Genomic DNA, 22,999 nt, shown 5'->3' on the forward strand with positions numbered 1-22,999 from the left:
TTCTTATACAATATGCTCATCTAACCATGAAATCAAATCTTGAAATACATCTTCTCTATTCACTTCATGGAACATTTCATGTCTACCATTTTCATATAAACGAAGTGTTACATCTTTCACACCACATTTTTTATAGTTTTCGTATACTTCTTTTACACCTTTCCCCATATCCCCAACAGGATCACAATCACCAGAGAATATATGTATTGGAAGATTTTTTGGTGTCTTCTTGTATTCTTCTATTTTATTTACTTCTAGAACTCCATGAAACAATTCTCGGTAAAAACTAGTCGTGCAAATGAATCCACATAACGTATCCGCAATATACTTATCAACTTGATGAATATCTGAAGATAACCAATCAAATTTCGTACGATTTGGCTTAAAGTGTGAGTTGAAGTTTCCGAAAGATAAGAAGTTCAGCATCGGACTTTTCGTTTTCTTTCCGCGAAGTTTCATCTCAATTGTCGCTACTTTATGACCGATACTTCCTAAAAGCCCTGGATTTCCACCAGTTCCTGAAATAAGGAATCCATCATATAATTCACCTTTAAGTTGTACAGCACGTCTTGATAAAAAAGAACCCATACTATGTCCAAGTAAAAATAACGGGCATGTCTGCTCTTCTTTTATCATTTCCGAAACAAAGATAACATCAGACACAGCCTGATTCCAACCTACATTTGGTTCAAAATGACCATAGTCTTCTTCCCTTTTCACTGTTTTTCCATGCCCTTTATGATCATGAGCATAAACACCATATCCTGCTTCTAATAAAGCATCAATAAATTCTGTATAAACACCTGCATGTTCTGTCATACCATGTGCAATTTGAACAATTCCCCGCGGATTTCCTTCTGGTAACCATTTACGCAAGTAAATTTCCGATTTATCCAATGCCGTAACGAAATTTTCCTGTATGCTCATTCCGACAGCCTCCAAATCTATTATGTATATCTTTTTTTATAATGAATAAACATTCATTATTCTTATTATGTATTATATGCAATTGCTTTCATTATGACAAATGATCTATTTTTCCGATTACATATTAAACTATTATCTTGACGAATTTAAAATAAAATTATATAGTTACTTACATAAAGTAATTAATATATTTTTAGGAGGTTTTAATCATGATGCCCTCACTATTTTTAGCACATGGATCACCTATGCTTGCTATTCAAGATACAGACTATACACGCTTTTTAAAGACACTTGGAGAAACATATAAACCGAAAGCTATTGTTATTTTTACCGCTCACTGGGAAAGTGAAGTATTAACGATCTCCTCTTCAGATGAAGTATATGAAACAATTTATGACTTTGGAGGTTTTCCTCCTGAGTTATACGAAATCAAATATCATGCGAAAGGCTCTTCTAGCATTGCGTCTATGCTAGAAACAAAATTTAAAAACAAAGGCATTCCAGTCCATCATAATATGACGAGAGGTTTAGATCATGGCTCATGGACACTCCTGCATCGTATGTACCCAGAAGCCAATATTCCTGTCGTACAAATATCAGTAAATCCATTCCTTCCTGCAAAAGAACAATTTGAAATTGGAGAAGCACTAAAAGGACTTGGACAAGAAGATATTTTAGTAATCGGCAGCGGAGTTACTGTTCATAATTTACGAGCATTAAAATGGAATGAAACAACTCCGGAACAATGGGCGATTGAATTTGATGATTGGATTATAAATCATATGCATACTAGCGATAAAGATGCATTGTTTAACTGGGAAAGAAATGCTCCTCATGCACAATTAGCTGTACCAAGAGCGGAACATTTTGTTCCTCTATTTATCGCGATGGGTAGTGGTGAGAACGACGGTACGGTCATTCACCGTAGCTACGAGCTTGGTACATTAAGTTATCTTTGCCTTCAATTTTAATGAAAAAGGATGAAGCAATATTGCTTCATCCTTTTTCTGTTTTTCATTCACATAGTTAACTAACTTCCAAATGTCGTTTCTCTGATACCTCTTCGTTCTTACTATGAAAATAAACCCAAATGCACGCAATAAATAATAGTGATGATGTAGAGAAGAAAACATATTGGAAGCCTGCATGAGCTGCAATTTGTCCACCAAGTACTGGCCCAATCATATTTCCTAAAAACTGAAATGATTGATTATATCCAAATATTCGTCCCGTTACATGGGTTGGCGTATGTTGTTTTAGTAGAGTTTGTACGGAAGGTAATAGTCCTGCTTGTGCAATACCTAATAAAAAGCGAAGAATTAATAGTTGCCAAGCTGAGGTTACAAATGCTTGCGGAATAAAAATAATTCCTGCAGCAAACAACGCTACAACTAACGTTTTTTGAGGTCCAATATGATCTGATAATCTTCCTAGCTTAGGAGCTGCTAAAATAACTGCTAATCCTGTCGCAGACATGACTGCACCTGCAAGCATTTCAATATGATCTGTTCCTGGTCCTGCCAAATGCTTTACATACAACGTAATAATAGGTTGAATCGACATATTTGCAAGCTGAATAATAAACGTTGCTACAAATAAACTTATTATTAAATGTTTTGCAGGGACCATCGTCCATACTTTTTTCGGCTGTGCCTTTTTTTCTTTAGCAGAATGTTTCTCCTCATGTAAGAAGAAAAAGACGATAAGAAAGGACAGGAATAAGAAAGCTCCTGTAACTAGAAAAACATGGCGCATTCCGATTAACTCTGACAAATAACCTCCGAGTATCGGCCCAAGTAACGAACCGCTCACGCCTCCAGTTGAGATTGTAGAAATTGCCCAACCTGAATGTTCTTGCGGAGTTTCTGCAGCAATAAGTGTCATCGCTGTAGAAAGGAAACCTGATACCGATCCCATTAAAAACCGAAGTGCGACTAATTGATACACATCTGTCACAAACCCCATAAGCGTCATAATTATCGCCATACCAAGGCTAGCACGTATAAGCATCAATTTCCGTCCATGTATATCACCCAGCTTTCCCCATATCGGTGATACAATCGCACCCATTAAAAATGTTACACCAAATGCAAGTCCCGACCACTGTGCAATACTAGAAGTGCCGGTCACCCCTAATTCCTCAATATAAAAAGATAAAAAAGGAATTACTAAACTCATACCGGCTGCAGTGGTAAAACAACCTAGCCAACAAATCATTAAATTTCGTTTCCAGCTGGCCATTTTCACACCTTCTTTCATTAGATACCCATTCTACACCGTTTCCTGGAAAAAGTTTAGTAATTTGATTTATACATAATAAAACTCTATCCCTTTGCATTCTTTGCAAAGGGATAGAGTTAATTATCTCCTATGGGTATTAAACGTGCATTACAGCACCTCTCATAAAACTCAATCGGACCTGCTTGTCCTATAATTGCATACTCATATCCGCTTTTCTTCATGTTATATAAACAATGATTCAATAACGTCTTCCCAACACCGTTCACACGATTATGTTTCGCTGTACCCATCGGGCCAAACAACCCTTTTTTTCCTCTCACAACATCGTAACAAGCGAAACCAATGATTGCTCCTTCCTGCTCAGCAATAAAAATAGGCAACTCCTCTTTATATGTCCGAAATCCATAATCTAAAGATTTTAACCAACGTTCACCAAATTCATCCTTAACAAAACGTGCCAACTTTTCAAAATCAGAAAAGACAGCTCTTCTAACATTAAAATTTAAATTATTATAAATAGGATTAAATCTTTTTAAATCAACGGTTAAGTCTCTTGACTCAGATGTAATACTCAGCAGCTCTTTTTGCACGTTTTTACTTATAACCTTTTCAATAACTGTATCAACTTGAAACAGTGCATATAAAACATGCCCTTCATTTATTAATACTTGCTGAAAACGGTCCATCCGTTTCTTTGCTACTTGTAAAACTTCTATCGTCTTATTTGAAACTTTAAACTCCCCAACATTTATGTATTCTATTTCATTTGCATAATATTGTTGAAGTAGCGATACCTTTGCTAAAAAATCCATACCCACCGTGTGAAATAAATACATATGTAACTCCGCGCAAACTCCATTACCTTCCTTACAAGCTCCTATAAATAGATGCATAGGATGAATAATACCTTTATTACACTCAACCTCTCGCGTTGCAATCTCCAATATTTTATGTGCACGTTTTGTAAATTGAAATTCCTCCATATACATCCCTTCCCCCTAATAACTTGATATCAAGCCGTAAATATATATAATTGAAACAATTATTCCAACTACTAATATCCCTGGAAGTAAATTTGCTACTTTAATTTTAATGAATCCAAGTAAGTTTAATCCAATTGCAAAAATCATAATACCACCAGTTGCTGTCATTTCAACTATAAATTGATTCATTAATTTCTCTGGTACAAAACTATTAATTTGTGTTGCAAAAACTGCAATACCTCCCTCATATAAAATCACTGGAATTGCTGAAAATACCACTCCAATTCCTAGAGTTGTCGTTAATATAATAGAAATGAATCCATCGATAATCGCCTTTGTAAATAAAATATCATGATTTCCGCGAATCCCACTGTCCAATGCACCAAGTATCCCCATCGCTCCGATTGCAAAAATAAGCGTGGCTGTTACAAAGCCTTCTGATATGCTCCCTTTCCCTTTCGATCCAACTTTATTTTCTAGCCAATCCCCTAACAGTTTTAACCTTTCTTCTAATTGTAGCCATTCTCCGATTACCGTACCAATAACTAAACTTAGTATGACAACAAGAAAATTTTCACTTTTTAATGCCATTTGAAGTCCAAGTACAGTAACCGCTAAACCAATTGCATGCATAATTGTTCCCTTCATACTTTCTGGAATCGCACTAAATAATTTACCAAGTAAAGTACCAAATATAATACAAATCCCATTTACAACTGCTCCTAATATAACCATTTCTCATTCTTCACCCTTCGAATTCTTTATTTCTATATTTTGGTTTATACATTGATTTACAGGTTACCTATATGTTAACGTAATATTGTGAATATTAACAAACGTTTTTCACTACATAACCCGCTATTTTTTTGTAACTATACAAAGACCGATTGCCTTTAGTAGATTCATTGTTAATCTAATTGCGGGATAAACTCAAAAGGGAAGGTATTTATGAAAACTTTACTAAAACGATTTCTGTTAATAGCCTTTTTCATTACACCAATTGTTTTATTAATCAACTACTCTTTTATTTCAAAAGCGAAAGACAAACCTGATATGCAAAACAAATCTAGTAAAACAGCTTCAAAAAGCGAAAAGAAAACCGAAGACCCTGAAATCACACTCACCTTCTCTGGTGATACAATGTTCGATTGGCAATTACGTCCCGTAATCGAAAAAAATGGGGCTGATTATCCATTCCAACACGTAAAAGAAGAAATAACGAAAGCTGATATTTCTTTTGTTAATTTAGAGTCAGCATTTACAACGAGAGAAAAAAGAGTACCTGGGCAACAATTTTGGATTAAAAGTGATCCATCCACACTACAAGCCATTAAAAACACCGGATATGACATCGTGAACATTGGCAATAACCATACGCTTGATTATGGGCAAGATGGACTACTAGACACCATTTCTCACGTCGAAAAATTAAAACTACCTTACACTGGAGCCGGAAAAAATGCTGAAGATGCTTATACTGCTCGTGAACTAACTGTAAAAGGAAAAAAGTTTAAATTTCTTTCCTTTGTACGCTTTATGCCCAACTTTAATTGGGTAGCTGGTGACAATAAACCCGGCGTTGCAAACGGATATGACCTAGATCTTGTAACAAAAACGATTCAAGAGCAAAAGAAAGATGCTGATTATGTAATCGTCTATATGCATTGGGGCGTCGAAAAATCTAATCGTCCAATAGAATACCAGAAACAATATGTTCCAAAAATGGTAGAGGCGGGTGCTGATGCAATCGTTGGAAGTCACCCGCATTGGTTACAAGGATTTGAGTATTACAATAAAGTTCCTATCGCATACTCGTTAGGAAACTTTTTATTCCCGAATTATGTAAATGGAAAGAGTGCCGAAACAGGTGTATTAACTTTAACCTTTAAAGGTAAGGATGTCCAAATGTCATTCAATCCTTACATCATTCGCAACAACCAAGTTTCTCCTGTAAATGAAGAAGAAAAGAAAAAAGCACTGCAATATTTACAAACGGTTTCAACTGATGTAGAAATTGATGATACTGGGAAAATAATAAACAAACGCAACTAAACAGCACGAAATTCATTTCTCTGTAACATACATTACGGGATAGGTGATGAATATGCTGAAAAACTTATTAGAAAATATAAGTCTGTTAGAAAACGTGTATAAAATATCTATAGCGATCCTGCTTTTATGTTCATTTTTTTCTGTTAGACTTCTAAGAAAAATAAGGCGAGAGAGAAAACTTACTCCCTTTGAATTTACAATGTATGTAATCATTCGTATTGCAATACTTTTTTGGTTAACTAGCTTTATCCTTCTTGAATATGGAGCGTATTTCGTTTAACTTTCAAAGAATAAAAAAGATAGAACAAGCAGGATTTCCCTCCTGTATCTATCTTTTTTATTTCAAGTAGAATTGTATGTTAACTCTTTTCTTTTATTAAATAAGTAAATCAAACAGCACAGGATTTTTATTAAGCTCCACGAATTGAATGTTATTTTCTTGAAAACGAGTAATTAAAGCTTCATAGTCTTCCTTATGCTTTAATTCTACCCCCACTAAAGCTGGACCATTTTCTTTATTATGTTTCTTAATATACTCAAAGCGAGTAATATCATCTTCCGGTCCTAATCCTTTATCAAGAAACTCTCGTAGTGCTCCTGAACGTTGCGGAAATTCAATGATGAAATAGTGCTTTAATCCTTCATGAATAAGGGATCGTTCTTTCATTTCTTGCATTCTATCAATATCATTATTTCCACCACTTAACGTGCATACAACTGTTTTTCCCTTTATTTCATCTCTGTATAGATCAAGTGCCGCAATAGAAAGCGCACCAGCTGGCTCTGCTACAATCGCATTTTTCTTATACAGTTCTAAAATCGTTGTACAAACCTTTCCCTCCGGTACTAAAACAATATCATCAATTACATCTTTACATGTTTCAAAAGTTAACTTTCCTACCTTCTTAACAGCTGCTCCATCAACAAAACTATCAATCTTTTCTAATGCAACATTTTCATTTTGAAGAAAAGCTTCTTTCATAGATGCAGCTCCCATCGGTTCTACACCGATTACCTTTGTAGTAGGACTAACCCCCTTTACATATGTACCAATACCAGATGCTAATCCACCACCGCCAATTGCTGTAAATATATAATCAACTGGTTTCTCCATATCATGCATAATTTCAACAGCGACTGTTCCTTGACCAGCAACGACATACGGATCATCAAACGGATGTACAAATGTCATCCTATTTTCTACACAATAGCGCTGCGCCTCTTGGAAAGAACTATCAAATGTATCACCAACTAATACAATGTCTGCGAAATCACCACCGAAAAATTCAACTTGTGATACTTTTTGCTTAGGTGTCGTTGTCGGCATGAAAATTTTTGACGGAATCTTCAATAAATTACACGTATAAGCAACTCCTTGTGCATGATTACCAGCACTTGCACAAACAACACCATTTTGTAACTTTTCTTTCGGTAAACTTTGAATTAAATTATACGCACCACGAATTTTGAAAGAACGAATAACTTGTAAATCTTCTCGCTTAACATATACGTCACATTCATATTTCTCAGATAAAACTGAATCTCGTTGTAACGGTGTTTTAATAACGATATCTTTCATGCAATTATGAGCCATTAAGATATCTTCAATTTTCACTCTCTCCTTTACATTTTGCACCATTTTATATCATCCTTATCTCTTTTTATATTGGCTCAATCAAAATTCGGGATTTTCAGAACTGCACCTGTATTCGCCGATGTTACCATTTGTGCATAACGTCCAAGCCACCCAGTTTTCACTTTTGGTTCTGGTCGTTTCCACCCTTTTTTACGCTTCTCTAATTCCTCATCACTAACTCTCACTTCTAACAAGCGTTCCTCAACATCAATACATACAATATCTCCTTGTTCAAGAAGTGCAATCGTTCCGCCAGCTGCTGCTTCTGGTGAAATGTGCCCTACTGAAATACCACGTGAAGCACCAGAGAAGCGACCATCAGTTAAAAGTGCAACATCTGCTCCTAATCCCATACCAGCAATTGCTGATGTTGGTGCTAACATTTCCGGCATACCAGGTCCGCCTCTTGGTCCTTCATAGCGAATAACAACTACATCTCCTTTCTTAACTTTCCCAAGCATAATGCCGGCAAGCGCCTCATCTTGTGAATTAAAGATAACGCAAGGTCCTTCAAATCGTTTTACTTCTGTTGCTCCGCTTTTAATAACCGCTCCGTCTTTCGCAAGGTTTCCTTTTAATATACGTAATCCTCCTTCTTCACTATGAGGATTTTCTAGAGAATGAATAACTTCCTTATCTTGAATCTCTGCATGAGCAATGTTTTCTCTTAATGTTTGCCCAGTAGCAGTTATACGATCAAGGTGAAGTACCCCTTCTTTTCGGCTCATCTCTTTCAAAATTGCACTAATCCCGCCTGCGCGATCGATATCTTCCATATGCCAATTAGAAGCTGGACTTACTTTACATAAATGCGGTACACGCCTTGAAACTGCATCAATGCGGTTCATATCGTAATCTAACCCCGCCTCTTGTGCGAGTGCTAACGTGTGTAATACTGTATTCGTCGATCCACCCATTGCCATATCAAGTGCAAACGCATCATCAATTGCTTCTTCTGTTACAATGTCGCGTGGTTTAATATCTCTTTCAATTAAAATTTTTAATTTTTCTGCTGCTTGTTTAATTAACTCCTCACGTCTTGGATCAATCGCTAAAATACTCCCGTTACCAGGAAGAGCTAAACCTAACACTTCACATAAACAGTTCATAGAGTTCGCTGTAAACATACCGGAACAAGAACCACAAGATGGACAGCCATGATCTTCAATATCCTTTAATTCTTCTTCTGAAATTTTCCCAGATTGATAGGCTCCTACCCCTTCAAAAACAGAACTTAAATCGACAACTTCCCCTTTAGATGTTTTCCCCGCTGCCATCGGACCACCTGAAACGAAAACAGTTGGAATGTTTATTCGAAGTGCAGCCATCATCATACCTGGTGTAATTTTGTCACAGTTTGGAATACAAATCATTCCATCAAACCAGTGTGCATTTACAACTGTTTCTACTGAATCTGCAATGATTTCACGACTCGGAAGCGAATAACGCATACCGATATGACCCATCGCAATACCGTCATCTACTCCAATTGTATTAAATTCAAATGGAACCATGCCTGCTGCACGTACTGCTTCTTTAACAAGTTTCCCAAACTCGTTCAAGTGCTTATGCCCTGGAATAATTTCAATAAAAGAATTACAAATCGCAATAAACGGTTTATCAAAATCCTCATCTTTCAAACCAGTTGCTTTTAATAAACTACGATGCGGAGCTTTATCAAAACCTTTTTTAATCATGTCACTTCTCATCTTGTCAAATCCCTTCTTACACATTTTTTCTCTTACTTAATCTATTTTTTAAAATAAAAACTCTCACCTCAGCAATCAACTACTACTTAATAGTAGCTTTGATTGCTGAGGCGAGAGTTTCGCGTTACCACTCAGCTTCCTTACACTTCTCACGAAATATAAGCTTTGTAGGTCCAACCAGACCCCCGTCCTTTTACCGGAGACGATACCGCCGCCCTCTACTCAGTTTCCCTTTCGCAAGCGATGCTCCGAGGTGATATTCAATGATTCGATGCTTACTACTCTCGCAGCCTTGAAGTAGCTCTCTGAAACGATCATAATCATCTACTTTCCTCTTCTTTGCATATATATAATATAAAGTCTGAAAATTCATAATTGACTTTTATTTGTTAAACGTATTATAGGACTTTGTTCTTTTCATTGTCAACATTTTTTTAAAAATTCATTTTTAAAGTTCAATTCATACACTAAAAGGTTGTTTATTTTTCTCAAAACAAAATTGGAATGAACTTCTTACACGTACTCATATATTACTTAAGTATGTTTGCTTTTCTACATAAAGAAAAACAACTTAAAACATATAAAAATTTCATGAGGAGATGAGGGAACTATGTTAAAAGGTAAAATAGCATTAGTTACTGGAGCAAGCCGAGGAATCGGACGTGCTATCGCAAAACGTTTAGCAAACGATGGTGCATTAGTTGCTGTTCATTATGGTAACCGAAAAGAAGATGCTGAAGAAACTGTTCATGAAATTCAATCAAATGGCGGATCAGCTTTTTCTATCGGTGCAAATCTTGAATCTTTACACGGTGTAGAAAACCTATATAATTCTTTAGATACTGAATTGCAAAAGCGAACTGGTGGAACGGAATTTGATATTTTAATAAACAACGCTGGAATTGGACCTGGTGCTTTTATTGAAGAAACGACTGAACAATTTTTTGATAGAATCGTTTCAGTAAATGCAAAAGCACCATTCTTCATCATCCAACAAGCTCTACCGCGTTTACGTGACAATAGCCGGATTGTTAATATCTCATCAGCCGCAACTCGCATTTCTTTACCTGATTTCGTTGCATATAGTATGACGAAAGGTGCAATTAACACAATGACTTTCACTCTAGCAAAACAACTTGGCGCACGAGGTATTACTGTAAATGCAATACTTCCAGGCTTCATTAAAACAGATATGAATGCGGAACTCTTGAGCGATCCAATGATGAAACAATATGCTACTAACATTTCAGCTTTCAATCGATTAGGTGAAGTAGAAGACATTGCCGACACTGCTGCATTTCTCGCTTCTCCTGATAGTCGCTGGGTTACTGGACAATTGATTGATGTTAGCGGAGGATCTTGTTTGTAAATTCATTTACAATAAAAAAGCCAGCAAAAATGCTGACTTTTTTATTAGTGTGTAAAACGATATCCTACTCCCCAAATTGTTTCAATGTATGATTTATCAAATGGATCGAGTTCAATTTTTTGACGAATATTTTTCACATGTACAGCAACCGTTGCTGCATCACCAATTACATCCATCCCCCAGACAGTTTCAAAGAGACGATCTTTACTAAATACTTGGTTTGGATGTTCCGCCATACAAGTTAATAAATCAAATTCTTTTCCTGTTAACATGACCTCAGTTCCATTTATAAATACACGTCGTGCCGATTTATCAATAAGCAATCCTCGAATACGAATTTCATCTTTTATTTGTTCTCGCTTCCCTGTTAAACGATCATAACGGGCTAGATGAGCGTTTACACGCGCCACCATTTCACTTGGGCTAAATGGTTTTATAATATAATCATCTGCTCCAAAACCTAACCCTTTAATTTTATCGATTTCCTCTTGTTTTGCGGACACCATAAGTATTGGTATGTCCTTTTTCAATCGAACTTGTTTACAAATTTCATATCCATCTATTCCCGGTAACATTATGTCTAAAATTAACAAGTCATAATCCTCCAGAAGAACTCTTTGTAAACCTTTTTCGCCAGAGTAATCAATATCTACTGTATACCCCGCAACCTCTAAATAATCCTTTTCTAACTCTGCTATAATAGCTTCATCTTCAATAATTAAAATTCTTTTCAAGATGCTCTCCTTTTTCTAATTGATTTTTTGTAATGTAAATGCCAGCGTCGTTCCTTTACCTTTTTTGCTTTCTACCCAAATATCACCACCATGTTGTGTGATAATCTGATGTGCAATTGACAAACCAAGTCCGCTTCCACCCGTTTTAGAATTTCTAGAATGATCTGCACGATAAAATCTTTCAAATATATAAGGCATCGCCTTCTCCTCTATTCCTATCCCATTATCTTTTATGTAAATCGTTACATAATCAATAGATTCGGTCATGCGAATTCCTATATATCCTTCTTCTTTATCCATATACTTCACACTATTCCAAATGATATTTGTAATAACACGACGTAATTTTTCACGATCACCTTTTACCAAAATGGAAGTATCCTTTTGAGCATCCCAACTCACTGCAATTCCCTTATCTTGCAATTCAAGCTGTAGTTCTTCTATACAATCAGATAAGTATTGATTAATTTCAACCTCTTCAAATTGAAACGGTTCCTCTTTCAAATCAAGTTTTGAAAAGAGAAAAAGCTCGTCAATTAATTGATCCATATCAAACACTTTATGATAAATAATCGTTAAATATTTATCTAATTGTTCTGGAGTTCGAGCGATACCTTCTTTAATTCCTTGTACATAACCTTTAATAGCCGTTATTGGCGTCCGTAAATCATGAGAAATATTTGAAAGCAACTCTTTACGATTCTTTTCATATTGCATTTGCAACTCGACCGATTCCTTCAACCTGCCACGCATCTCTTCAAACGATAAACTTAATTCACCTATTTCATCTTTCGCAAGTGGCTTTACTTGAAAATCTAAATCACCCTTTTGAATTCTTTCCGTTGCCTGCTTTAATGAATGCAATGGTTTAATAATACTCCGTGATATAAAATATGTTAATATTCCATTCGTAATAATTAACCCAAGTATTAAAGAGAATACGAAATACGGGAAAAATTCTCTAATCATTTCTTCTAAAGGATTTACATACTCAAATACAAAAATACTAACCTTATCCTTCTCTTCATCGTAGTAATCAAATTGCTTATAGTAAAAAGAATTACCCTCTATTTTCACATCCATTCCCTTTCTTTGTCCTTCCGTTTCAAATGCGGGTAGGTATTTATCAAACGAAGAGATTTTAAAATATGGGGATGAATATTTAAGCTCATCATTTTTTCGAATTAGTAATCCTGCTTGATTATCATTTAATTCTTTATCAGTTTCCTTTAAAAAATTTATATCCTCCAATTTATCTGGAGCATACGATGAAAGAATTTTCAACCTACTAAAAATATCATCTTCATCTTCTTTTGTACGAATAGCTCCCTCCTGCTCTTTATCAATGAGAGAATGACTATTTTGATCAAGACCAATGATTGCTTTTGCAATACGAATATCACCAAATAAAGTAACACTAATTAACATAACTGCTATACCGCAAAAAACGATTGGAATAATTACCATCGCAACATACGACAACAGCAATCTAATACGGATTGACATTACAGAACTCCTATGAACATTATAATTTTAGCTAGTTACAGAATTCACCGGAAACGAAACTTGACTCATCCAAATACCAGCTAATAATACGAGTATAGCTAGAACAATTTCTAAGAGCAATAAACGGCGATTAACTGTTCCGATATCGTTACCCCATGTTTTCGTTTGTCTCCATGCTACAATTGTAATTATACATACAGTAAGAATCTTTATATTTAAAAGGTTCGTCCATATTGAATTAAAATTAAAAAGTACCCAATTCCTCTTCTGTAAAAACACAATTAATTCCCCAGAAAGAAATGCTAGAATAAATGAAGTACCAGCAATAATGCTAAAATGCTTACGGAAACTCTTTTGATCAAATGTAATTTTGTATAATGTTGTCCACGCTATAACAAGAGCTAAATAAATAAGTGCTCCTAGCCACACTGCAATACTCATTACGTGGACCATTCTAATTATAACTGCTGCCCAATTTGGATTAGTAATCCATACATGACCTGTGAAAGAAAAACTCGCAACAAGAAATCCCCAAATTAGCGCATACCATTCGTTCCCCATATGCCGCAAAGACATAAGAACCAATAATAGCAGTTGAATCATAATAATAACTGAAAATGGCGAATGAATAAGTAAACTCTCCTTCGGAATAATTGACTTATACACTATTAATTCGGCTATTAATCCTATTACAAGTATAGAGAAAAAAATCTTTTTCATATTCTTCATTCTTTGCAATATGGAAGGTAATCTATAACGCTTTACAAACATATCGAGCCACTTTACTCCTGCTCCAATTAAAATCATTCCCTCTACAATATAGCGTAGTGTTACTATCATAACATCTGAAAATACTGAGCCACTCCCACTCGCATTTTCCTCTACCACTACATTAGTTTGTACTTCTTCTCCAATTGAAAAGGGATAGCCTCCCTCACTCGGATGTCCGTCTGCAGAAATCATAGACCACCTTACTGTGTAAGTACCATTATTTAAGTTTGGTATTTTCACTTTTATTTTTGCTGGGTTATCTAATATTTCAACCTTTGATACTTGCACTCTCTTTGCACTTGCATCTAGCAATTCAATATTAACTACATTTCCCGCAACTGGTTCACTAAATTCAAGAATAATCTGTTCCGGTTGTACTGTAAGAACCTCACCCTCTTTAGGGGTGGCTCCTACAACACTTGTATGAGCAAATACACTACTATGAGAAAATAAAAATATACTTGTACTTATTACAATAAATACTATCATTCTATAAAGCATGAAAACCTCCGTATTATTATTCTGGATGATTACCCGCGTGATCTCCTGTAGAAAACGGAGTAGTTACCCCCTCATAATTCATCATCGTATGCATTCCTTTTTCCGCATGAACGAGATGATGACAATGAACCATCCATAGTCCACTATTATTTGCCTCTAGAGCAATTTCATATTCTTCTCCCGGAAAAACATTAACTGTATCTAAGTAAATCGGACTTCCCTCCATTGGTTTACCATTTTTAGAAATAACCTGGAATGTGTGTCCATGCAAATGCATTGGATGAATTTCTTCCCCCTTATTTTTAAATCGAATCTTAACTTTATCCCCTTTCTCTACTTTAATTGGTGGAATGTCAGGTGATGTCTTTCCATTAATCGTATACACCCATTTTTCTTGTCCATTTACATCTTTCACACCTTCTGCCAAATCCATATCATAGACTTTTGTAAACTTTGAATCTATCGTAAACTTGCCAACTTCTTTTTCTCCATATTTCGTAAAGTCAAACCATGGATAACTCTTTATATCAACAGGTTTTTTCGGCAAAGAACCGTTCCCAATAGTCGTCGTTAACATTCGATTCATTTTCTTAGATGGATCAACATTAATAAGTTTTACACTCGTTGTTTCTGGCATTTTAAAAACAAGGTCATAACGTTGTGCAGCTCCCATCGGAAGAATTGCTTTATCTAGCTCGTCCCCACCTTTTATGTCACGACCATCTAATGCAATAATTTGAAATGGCGCCCCAACTAATGTCATTAAATGCGTATTATTCCCAGCATTAATTAAGCGAAGGCGTACTGTTTCACCTGGTTTTGCATCCAATCGTAGTCCCTCACTTGTATCATTTAATGTAAATACATCGTAATCATCTCCATCAGATAAATCTTTGAGTTGATCATTACTTGGCATCATTAACGGTCCTTCTAAAGTTTGCGCCTTTTCATTTCGAATATGATTGCTAGGATAGCTATCCCAATCTTTATCTTGTTCGCCATTATGCTTACGGGTTTTTATGGCTCCTGTTTTCCATTCATGGATCGCCACTGTATAATCCTTTTCATATTTTACAGCTGGTTTATTCGGTTCAATAACAATGGTTCCAAATAGTCCCCGTTCCGTTTGTATTGCACTTTTTTGATGTGAATGATACCAATATGTCCCCACCTGATCAGCATTAAATGCGTATGTATATGTTTCACCTGGTTTTATAGCATTTTGCGTAACACCTGGAACACCATCTACCGCCGCAGGAACATCTAATCCGTGCCAATGGATTGTAACCGGTTCTGGTAATTCATTTTTCAAATTTACAACAATACGTTCACCTTGTTTAACTCGAATTTGAGTACCCGGTGATGTTCCATCAAAGGTCCATGCATCTACCTTTTTCCCATTTCCCAAATCTACACTTGCTACTTTCGCCGTAATATTAAAAGTTTTTGTAACCCTTTTTTTGGCATTTGAATTCGTAAGAGATGTAATTGATTCTGAAGTAGATGTTACGTCTCTTAACTTCTTTTTTTCATTTGTACCTGGGTAATTATTAATTAAAAAATATCCGAAAATAACTAACCCTAATAGTAAGCATGCCGCAATCAATATATTTCTTAAATCACTTTGTATAAATTCCTTTTTCATATTAGTCTCTCTTTCATTTTTTGTTGTAAACTATTAATTTTCATACGTGGATTCATTGCCTATCACCTCACATATTCACTTCGATTTACATCATAACACTCAGAAAAAAAGAAACTTTGAAGGAATTTTAAAGACTTTATAAAGAAATATATTTCAATTTTTATTCACTTCTAAATCTTTTTTATTGCGCAATAAAATATTTTATATAATACTGTATAAAACATATATATTTAGGAGGATTACAGCAATGTCTGAAAAAGCATACGAACTGGCAACCTTCGCAGGCGGTTGTTTTTGGTGCATGGTAAAACCATTTGATGAGCTTCCCGGTATTCAAAAAGTACTTTCCGGCTATGCAGGTGGTCATGTAGAAAACCCAACATACGAACAAGTAAAAACTGGAACATCTGGACATTTAGAAGTTGTACAAATTACATTCGATCCTTCTATTTTTCCTTATCAAAAATTACTAGATTTATATTGGCCACAAATTGATCCAACTGATGACGGCGGACAATTTTTCGATCGTGGTCCATCTTACCGCACAGCAATTTTTTATCATAATGAAACACAAAAAGAGCTTGCAGAAAAATCAAAGCAAACTCTAGCAGAAAGCGGTATGTTTAAAGGTCCTATTGTGACTGAAATTCGCTCAGCTGCACCTTTTTATGAAGCAGAGGAATACCACCAGCATTTCTATAAAAAGAATCCAGAGAAATATGCTACTGAGCAAAAAGAATCTGGCCGTGAAGACTTTATAAAAGAAAATTGGCAAAAATAATAATAAAAATGCATCGTACCTTTTAAGTACGATGCATTTTTATCTTTGAAAAAAGTACCATACAATGATGAGAACAACCGCTGTTAATGTCCAAAGTGCTATTTCATTTTTCACTCTACTTTTTTTCTTAGTCATTTCCTCTCCTCCTAATAGCAATACAACGTATTCAAGATTTCCTCTGTTTAATTGTCCACCTTATATACGTGAATACATCCTTACAAATTCTTATAACAAAACCACCGACGATTCCGATTGCAATTGAAATTACTAACATCTGTACAAAACTAAGAGTAGTTGTGTATGTTATGTAGATAACAATGCATACAAGTAAAACATCCGGTAAAGAAAGCAAAAACTTTTTAAGCATTTCTTCAGCTCTCCTATGCTTTATTTGTAATTTATACTTTCTACTGTAGCTTTGAAATAAAGTTTGTTCAAAAATTCCATTTAGACACTCATTTTACGGAAAAAGAATAAGAACCTCTTTTAAAAAGGGATTCTTATCTACATATCCTATTCCATAATTACTCATAAAATAGAATAATATTACTGGTGATTTATTGTAAATTATCTATCAACAAATAGTTATTAAAAACTATTTACCGGGCAATTGGATACTGCGCCAACTACCTACATCGCATTGACCGTATGTATTATCACCTACTGCTACCACCGTGCCATCTAATTTCAGACCGACCGTATGCGCACAACCCGCCGCTATCGCTACAATATCACGCCAATCGCTTACATTACATTGACCATACTCATTCCAGCCGACTGCCACCACGGTACCGTCTGATTTAAGTCCGATTGTATGATTCGTACCAGCTGCTATTGCCATAATATCTTTCCAGCTGCCTACATCACATTGACCAAGTTTATTATTACCCACTGCCATCACTTTGCCATCCGATTTCAAACCAACAGTATGAAGATAACCTGTCGCCAACTCCACCATACCACGCCATCCACTTACATTGCATTGGCCATATCGATTATTACCCACAGTCGTCACTGTGCCGTCTATTTTAAGACCGACTGTATGCCAGTCACCCGCCGTGACCGCCACAATATCTCTCCAGCTACTTATATTACATTCTCCTTCTTTATTTCGCCCCACTGCTATTACTGTGCCATCCGGTTTAAGGCCAATGGTACGACGCCACCCTGCCGCAACCGCTACAACATTATGCCAATCATTCACATCACATTGTTCATGCTTATTCCAACCCACCGCTACCACAGTACTGTCACATGCAAGACCGATTGTATGTGCATTACCCGTGTTCGTCGCCATATGAACATTACCCGCTGCGACTGCTTCAATATCACACCAGCTGCTTACATTGCATTCTCCTTCTTTATTTCGCCCCACTGCTACCACCGTGCCATCCAATTTAAGAGCAACGGTATGACCACGACCTGCCGCTATCGTATCTTTAGGCCACCGTTTCGCTTTTAACATTTCTTTTTTCGGTGAAATGTAATTCATGTTTTACCTCCTTGTATATGAGCAACTGTATCCAAATAGATATTTTTATCTAATTTCATTATAAATGACCCGACTTTTTTTATAAATTTACAGCTACAAAAGAAGCCTATTATTACTTCTTCAAAAAATAAAAACCTCTAGTTTAAATACTAGAGGTTCCTTCTTTATTTCTTCAATCGTTCAATAAAATCGTTCAATTTATCAAGTGATTTCATATTCTGATTACAAGCTACACCATCTTTGCAAATATAGTTTCCCTTTTTCACGAAAGTTCCTGGTATATTACCTTTAATTTCAACTAAAAACATCCCTACTTCTTCATGTCCATGACATAATGAACAAATGCTCTTTTTATTTAAACTTTGGAACGTTCCTTGCAGACCAACAAACTTATTTTTATCATTTTTCGCTATAATAAATTTCCTGCTTGACCCTTTATCAATCCAGCTTAAATAAGATAATTCTTTCATGTCCAGTTCTTCCATATCAGGAAGTTTTAATTTTTTCGCTTTAGGAAATAATTTTTTTAATGTTTGCGCTGTAACTTCCTGAAACGGAATGACATACGGATTTATTTTCAGTAAAAACGATTCTGCATCTTCTCTATTTTGAACTGTTAATACCGTATCAATTAACTCTTTCTGTTCATCTGTTAAATTTTCAAATACATGTATTATTTTTTCAATCGCAAGTGATTTTAATGCTTGAATTACACCTCTATCATTTGCCGTTGCGTGCCCATTTGCTAAAATATAAGCTTGTGACTTTATAAAATTATATTGATCACTTCTAATAAAAGCTTCCATCTTTATCACTCCATACAAATTGTTGATCTAGTCTTATTGTATACAATGATTCAGCTTTTTGATATGTAAAAGATAACTTAGAAATGAACATTACATACTCTGACTATGTTCTACCGAGGCATTTCCTGACAAAAGAAACCATCATCTGTTTTCCATTCTGCATATAATACATCTTCAAATTTAGTAATCCCTTTTTGCTTTATTTGTTTATAAAGCCATCCTTCATCAAAACCTGCTTCCCTCAAATTATCTTTCACTACTTTTCCATCACTAATTAATGAAATCGGTAAGTATACAGGTTTATGTTTTAAACTTAAATCATTTATAGTAGGAGATTCATATTTGCTTTTCTTCAGAACACTTATGTTTCCATTAGGTTCCAAAATCATATATTCAACTTCTCGGATTGAAAATATATCTTTTTGTTGTCTTAGCATTTGTTGTAGTTGATTAATATCCAAATGATTTGAACTTAGTTGTTCCCGGTCAATATATCCATTACGGATAATGATTGACGGAGAGCCTTCAAAAAAACTTCTCGTCCCCCTAAATTTTTGCGTTATCACTTCTATTGTATAAATTAACACTACCCATACAAGTACTGCATATAAAATAGACCATACTTTTATTTCCGGATCATATATAGTATTTCCTACTAATTCTCCGAGAACTATGGCAGAAATAAAATCAAATGGCGTTAACTGAGATATTTGTGTCTTCCCTAATATTTTAGTAGCAATCAATAGCACAAAAAAACCAAAAAATAGTTCTATCGTTATTTGTCCTAGATGATTCATATATGCTCACCTTTCTGCTTTTCACTCAAATGCTCTATATTCTATTTAGTAAAAAGCCGGCACATTTTTTCTATTATCTTGCCCATTCATATCCAATAGATACAAAACAAAAAGAGTCTAGTTCAATTTAATAATTGAACTAGACTCTTTTATTTTCATTTAGAATACACAATCTTTTTAATCGTTTCTCCGGAAAGAAAATGCTCCTCCGCAAGTTGATGAATGGAAATTCCACTTTTAAACGCTTCTTTAATAGCTTTGTTTCTTTCATCTAGTTGTTTTCTTCCTCCAGATTGTGTACCCCATTTATAATGTTTTGTTTCTTGTTTTGGAATGTAAATTGTTTCACCTTGTATATACTTTTGAATTTCAGCAATTAAACTTTCTGGTAAAACCGTCGCAGCTTTAACGTATTTCATTTCTGCTCGCCCCTTATTTTTTATGGTTCATTTCAATAAGGTGCAAAGCCAAATATAAAAAATGATACGAGCTCATTTAGGCGATTGTATATTACTTGTCTACCCCACGCAAAGTATCGCCATTTCCATACTTGGCTTTGCATGAGACGCTGCAGTGTCTGGCAATTGAATTATAATCGCCATATAAACACCTCCTAATATACCTTTTGCATTTTATTATATGATAAATTTCTTCCCCTTGCATCCACATCCTTTTTAAAGCACGAAGTTACTTAGTTTGATATAATACTTTTTAGTCCCATCCAAAAGTATAGTGAGGTTGCGTTATGAAAAAGAATATAATCATTACAATCGTTACATTATTCATTATTACTGTAGCATTATTCGGAACATACAAATTGATGAACACAAGAAGTTTTCAATTGTTTGAAGGTTTAACAAACCGAGTAGAAACAAATGAAAAAGTGATTGCTTTAACTTTTGATGATGGTCCTACTAACAATGTAAAACAAATATTACCGCTACTAGATCGATACAATGCAAAAGCTACTTTCTTTTTAATCGGAAATGAACTAGAGAAAAACCTATCGTTAGGAGAAGATATCGTACAATCTGGACACCAAATTGGAAACCATACATACTCTCATAACAGAATGGTTTTCAAAACTCCTTCTTTTATTAAAGAAGAAATAGAAAAAACGAACTCGATAATCCGTCAAACAGGATATACAGATAAAATTGATTTTAGACCACCTAACGGTAAAAAGCTAATTGGTCTGCCCTATTATTTAAATAAAAACAATATCGAAACAATCACATGGGACCTTGAACCTGATACTTTTTATACATCTACAGCTGATAAAATTGAATATGTTAGTAAAAATGTAAAACCAGGTTCTATCATTTTATTGCACCCTATGTACGATGAATCTAATGAAAATCTGCAAACTATTGAAGGTATTTTAGACTCTTTATCTAAAAAGGGCTATCAGTTCGTAACAGTAAACGAATTACAAAAAAGAGCAAAATAAAGTGAAACTTTAATCAGTGGGGGCTTTGTCCAGCCCCCACTGATTATTAGTTGAACCAATCGGGCTTTTACGGGCAGTTGATCCCCCACCTAAATTCTTCGCTTTCGCTGAGTTTTGAGGCGGGGGTCTTACTGCCCGTTAATACGGGATAAAAAGGTAGCGTATCATATCTCGATACGCTACCTTTCTTTTATATAATTCCAAGCACATTTAGGAATACGATAATAATCGCAATTGGTGCAATATAGCGAAGTAAGAATAACCATAATACGAATAGTTTATAGCCTTTATTTTTACTTACACCAAGCTCTTTCATTAATACATCTTTCTTCATTTTCAACGGAACAAAGATAGAAACTAATAAAACACCAAGCGGCATTAATATGTTACTAACCGCATAGTCTGCTAAATCAAAAATTGTTTTCCCAAATGGTTTCACATCACTTAACAAACCGAATGATAAGGCTGATGGAACCCCTACAACAAAGATTAACAAGCCAACAATTAATGCCATTTTTTCACGTTTCCCTTTACTTTTACCTTTAGTTGTTAAAGACGCAACACTAATTTCTAACATCGAAATTGCTGATGTAATAGTAGCAAAGAAGAATAGTAATAAGAAAACAATGAAGAATAACTTCCCGAACGCCATTTTACTGAAAATAGCTGGCAGTACGATAAATAATAGCCCTGGTCCTTGAGATGGTTCCATCCCAAATGCGAACACTACTGGGAAAATTGCAAGCCCTGCAAGTAATGTAATCACAAGCGTTAAAGCTACGATAGAAAATGCTGAACGTGGTAAGCTTTCTTCTTTCGGTAAGTACGAACTATACGTTACCATAACGGCTACCCCGACAGATAACGAAAAGAACGATTGCCCCATTGCATATAAAATGATTTCTGATGTTACGTTTGAGAAATCAGGTTGTAAGAAGAATCGAACTCCTTCTCCAGCACCATCTAACGTAAGTGCACGAACAATTAATACAAAGAATAAAACGAATAATGCTGGCATGAAATATTTATTTACTTTTTCAACACCATTTTGTACACCTTTACTTACGATAAAAATAGTAATAAGGATGAATAATAGCTGTGATCCAACTGCTAAATACGGATTGGAAATGATTTCACCAAACGTAGCTTCGTATGCTCCATTTCCTTCCCATAGTCTACCTGTAATTGCATTCCATAAGTATAATATAATCCATCCTCCTACAACACTGTAGAAAGAAAGTAATATGAAACATGTTACAATCCCTAACTTCCCTAACCATGGCCATAATGTTTTTGGTGCGATTTCTCTATATGCATCAACGGCCTCTTTTTGTGTACTTCTTCCGATAACGAATTCAGCTAATAATAGCGGTAAACCAATTAATAATGTGAAACCGATGAAAATAAGGAAGAACGCGCCGCCTCCTCCAATTCCGGCCATATACGGGAACTTCCAAATCGCTCCAAGACCAATCGCTGAACCTGCTGCAGCTAATACGAAACCTAATTTCGATGTCCATTGCTGTGAATTCATTTGTTAATCTCCTCTCTTTATCTTTTTCTGTTTTACAATCCGGTATTTATATTGTTCTATCCATA

General features: G+C 35.2%; 22 protein-coding genes and 1 other annotated feature. Of the genes, 6 read left to right on the forward strand and 16 right to left on the reverse strand.

The annotated features are described in order from the left end of the window. Positions 1-3: 3 nt before the first annotated feature. On the reverse strand, positions 4-927 hold the full coding sequence (locus tag NSS74_RS14690; RefSeq protein WP_002141277.1) for an alpha/beta fold hydrolase: 924 nt from the start codon (positions 925-927) through the stop codon (positions 4-6). Between the two features lie 209 nt (positions 928-1,136). On the opposite strand from NSS74_RS14690, the gene NSS74_RS14695 reads away from it, so the two are divergent. Then, positions 1,137-1,898: a DODA-type extradiol aromatic ring-opening family dioxygenase gene (locus tag NSS74_RS14695; protein ID WP_002012144.1), complete on the forward strand. Its 762-nt coding sequence runs from the start codon at positions 1,137-1,139 to the stop codon at positions 1,896-1,898. 55 nt (positions 1,899-1,953) lie between these two features. On the opposite strand, the gene NSS74_RS14700 is transcribed toward NSS74_RS14695, so the two are convergent. The 3 genes from NSS74_RS14700 to NSS74_RS14710 all read right to left on the reverse strand — a co-directional run bounded on the left by NSS74_RS14700 (position 1,954) and on the right by NSS74_RS14710 (position 4,886). Beyond that, entirely contained in the window at positions 1,954-3,168 is a 1,215-nt protein-coding gene (locus NSS74_RS14700) for a multidrug efflux MFS transporter (protein WP_002086285.1), read from the reverse strand. 116 nt (positions 3,169-3,284) lie between these two features. After that, on the reverse strand, positions 3,285-4,151 hold the full coding sequence (locus NSS74_RS14705; protein ID WP_033715330.1) for a GNAT family N-acetyltransferase: 867 nt from the start codon (positions 4,149-4,151) through the stop codon (positions 3,285-3,287). A 15-nt stretch (positions 4,152-4,166) separates the two neighbouring features. Continuing rightward, on the reverse strand, positions 4,167-4,886 hold the full coding sequence (locus NSS74_RS14710) for a DUF554 domain-containing protein (RefSeq protein WP_002031194.1): 720 nt from the start codon (positions 4,884-4,886) through the stop codon (positions 4,167-4,169). Positions 4,887-5,099: 213 nt separating this feature from the next. Between NSS74_RS14710 and NSS74_RS14715 the strand changes: the two genes are divergently transcribed. Together NSS74_RS14715 and NSS74_RS14720 are read left to right on the forward strand one after the other, a co-directional pair. Then, positions 5,100-6,203 (forward strand): CapA family protein, encoded by a 1,104-nt coding sequence (locus NSS74_RS14715; protein ID WP_002141275.1) that lies wholly within the window; start codon positions 5,100-5,102, stop codon positions 6,201-6,203. A 52-nt stretch (positions 6,204-6,255) separates the two neighbouring features. Beyond that, complete coding sequence (locus NSS74_RS14720; RefSeq protein WP_033716333.1) at positions 6,256-6,483, forward strand: hypothetical protein; 228 nt, start codon at positions 6,256-6,258, stop codon at positions 6,481-6,483. A 96-nt stretch (positions 6,484-6,579) separates the two neighbouring features. Here the strand turns inward: NSS74_RS14720 and ilvA are convergent, their stop codons facing one another. Continuing rightward, a complete protein-coding gene (ilvA, locus tag NSS74_RS14725; protein WP_002012149.1) occupies positions 6,580-7,842 on the reverse strand; it encodes a threonine ammonia-lyase IlvA in 1,263 nt (420 codons plus the stop codon). Between the two features lie 32 nt (positions 7,843-7,874). After that, on the reverse strand, positions 7,875-9,548 hold the full coding sequence (ilvD, locus tag NSS74_RS14730) for a dihydroxy-acid dehydratase (RefSeq protein WP_002012150.1): 1,674 nt from the start codon (positions 9,546-9,548) through the stop codon (positions 7,875-7,877). A gap of 103 nt (positions 9,549-9,651) precedes the next feature. Then, positions 9,652-9,897: a binding site (T-box leader), on the reverse strand. 261 nt (positions 9,898-10,158) lie between these two features. On the opposite strand from ilvD, the gene NSS74_RS14735 reads away from it, so the two are divergent. Continuing rightward, positions 10,159-10,917: an SDR family oxidoreductase gene (locus tag NSS74_RS14735; protein WP_002141274.1), complete on the forward strand. Its 759-nt coding sequence runs from the start codon at positions 10,159-10,161 to the stop codon at positions 10,915-10,917. 44 nt (positions 10,918-10,961) lie between these two features. Here NSS74_RS14735 and NSS74_RS14740 read toward each other — a convergent pair whose 3' ends face one another. The 4 genes from NSS74_RS14740 to NSS74_RS14755 are packed head-to-tail and all read right to left on the reverse strand — an operon-like array spanning position 10,962 to position 16,074. Next, a complete protein-coding gene (locus tag NSS74_RS14740; RefSeq protein WP_002031197.1) occupies positions 10,962-11,651 on the reverse strand; it encodes a response regulator transcription factor in 690 nt (229 codons plus the stop codon). Positions 11,652-11,666: 15 nt separating this feature from the next. Continuing rightward, positions 11,667-13,157 carry a sensor histidine kinase gene (locus NSS74_RS14745; protein ID WP_002141272.1) on the reverse strand — a complete coding sequence of 497 codons (1,491 nt, stop codon included), beginning with the start codon at positions 13,155-13,157 and terminating at the stop codon, positions 11,667-11,669. Between the two features lie 27 nt (positions 13,158-13,184). Beyond that, positions 13,185-14,429, reverse strand: a complete 1,245-nt coding sequence (locus NSS74_RS14750) for a copper resistance CopC/CopD family protein (RefSeq protein WP_002141271.1) — start codon at positions 14,427-14,429, stop codon at positions 13,185-13,187. A 16-nt stretch (positions 14,430-14,445) separates the two neighbouring features. Next, entirely contained in the window at positions 14,446-16,074 is a 1,629-nt protein-coding gene (locus NSS74_RS14755; RefSeq protein WP_002141270.1) for a multicopper oxidase family protein, read from the reverse strand. Positions 16,075-16,321: 247 nt separating this feature from the next. Here NSS74_RS14755 and msrA point away from each other — a divergent pair, with 247 nt between their 5' ends. Then, positions 16,322-16,855 (forward strand): peptide-methionine (S)-S-oxide reductase MsrA, encoded by a 534-nt coding sequence (msrA, locus tag NSS74_RS14760; RefSeq protein ID WP_002031203.1) that lies wholly within the window; start codon positions 16,322-16,324, stop codon positions 16,853-16,855. A gap of 166 nt (positions 16,856-17,021) precedes the next feature. Here msrA and NSS74_RS14765 read toward each other — a convergent pair whose 3' ends face one another. The 5 genes from NSS74_RS14765 to NSS74_RS14785 form a co-directional block, all read right to left on the reverse strand. Next, positions 17,022-17,222 carry a hypothetical protein gene (locus NSS74_RS14765; RefSeq protein ID WP_002141267.1) on the reverse strand — a complete coding sequence of 67 codons (201 nt, stop codon included), beginning with the start codon at positions 17,220-17,222 and terminating at the stop codon, positions 17,022-17,024. 228 nt (positions 17,223-17,450) lie between these two features. Next, complete coding sequence (locus tag NSS74_RS14770) at positions 17,451-18,347, reverse strand: RCC1 domain-containing protein (RefSeq protein ID WP_002141266.1); 897 nt, start codon at positions 18,345-18,347, stop codon at positions 17,451-17,453. 164 nt (positions 18,348-18,511) lie between these two features. Next, a complete protein-coding gene (locus NSS74_RS14775) occupies positions 18,512-19,153 on the reverse strand; it encodes a FusB/FusC family EF-G-binding protein (RefSeq protein ID WP_002012159.1) in 642 nt (213 codons plus the stop codon). A 110-nt stretch (positions 19,154-19,263) separates the two neighbouring features. After that, positions 19,264-19,950 carry a DUF421 domain-containing protein gene (locus NSS74_RS14780; protein WP_002126773.1) on the reverse strand — a complete coding sequence of 229 codons (687 nt, stop codon included), beginning with the start codon at positions 19,948-19,950 and terminating at the stop codon, positions 19,264-19,266. Between the two features lie 155 nt (positions 19,951-20,105). After that, positions 20,106-20,369 carry a CD3324 family protein gene (locus NSS74_RS14785; protein ID WP_002012161.1) on the reverse strand — a complete coding sequence of 88 codons (264 nt, stop codon included), beginning with the start codon at positions 20,367-20,369 and terminating at the stop codon, positions 20,106-20,108. Positions 20,370-20,695: 326 nt separating this feature from the next. Between NSS74_RS14785 and NSS74_RS14790 the strand changes: the two genes are divergently transcribed. Further along, positions 20,696-21,400 (forward strand): polysaccharide deacetylase family protein, encoded by a 705-nt coding sequence (locus tag NSS74_RS14790; RefSeq protein WP_002141264.1) that lies wholly within the window; start codon positions 20,696-20,698, stop codon positions 21,398-21,400. Between the two features lie 190 nt (positions 21,401-21,590). On the opposite strand, the gene NSS74_RS14795 is transcribed toward NSS74_RS14790, so the two are convergent. Continuing rightward, complete coding sequence (locus tag NSS74_RS14795; protein WP_002012165.1) at positions 21,591-22,934, reverse strand: sodium-dependent transporter; 1,344 nt, start codon at positions 22,932-22,934, stop codon at positions 21,591-21,593. Positions 22,935-22,999 lie beyond the last annotated feature (65 nt).

This window comes from Bacillus sp. FSL E2-8868, from assembly GCF_038005505.1.
GTDB lineage: Bacteria > Bacillota > Bacilli > Bacillales > Bacillaceae_G > Bacillus_A > Bacillus_A mycoides.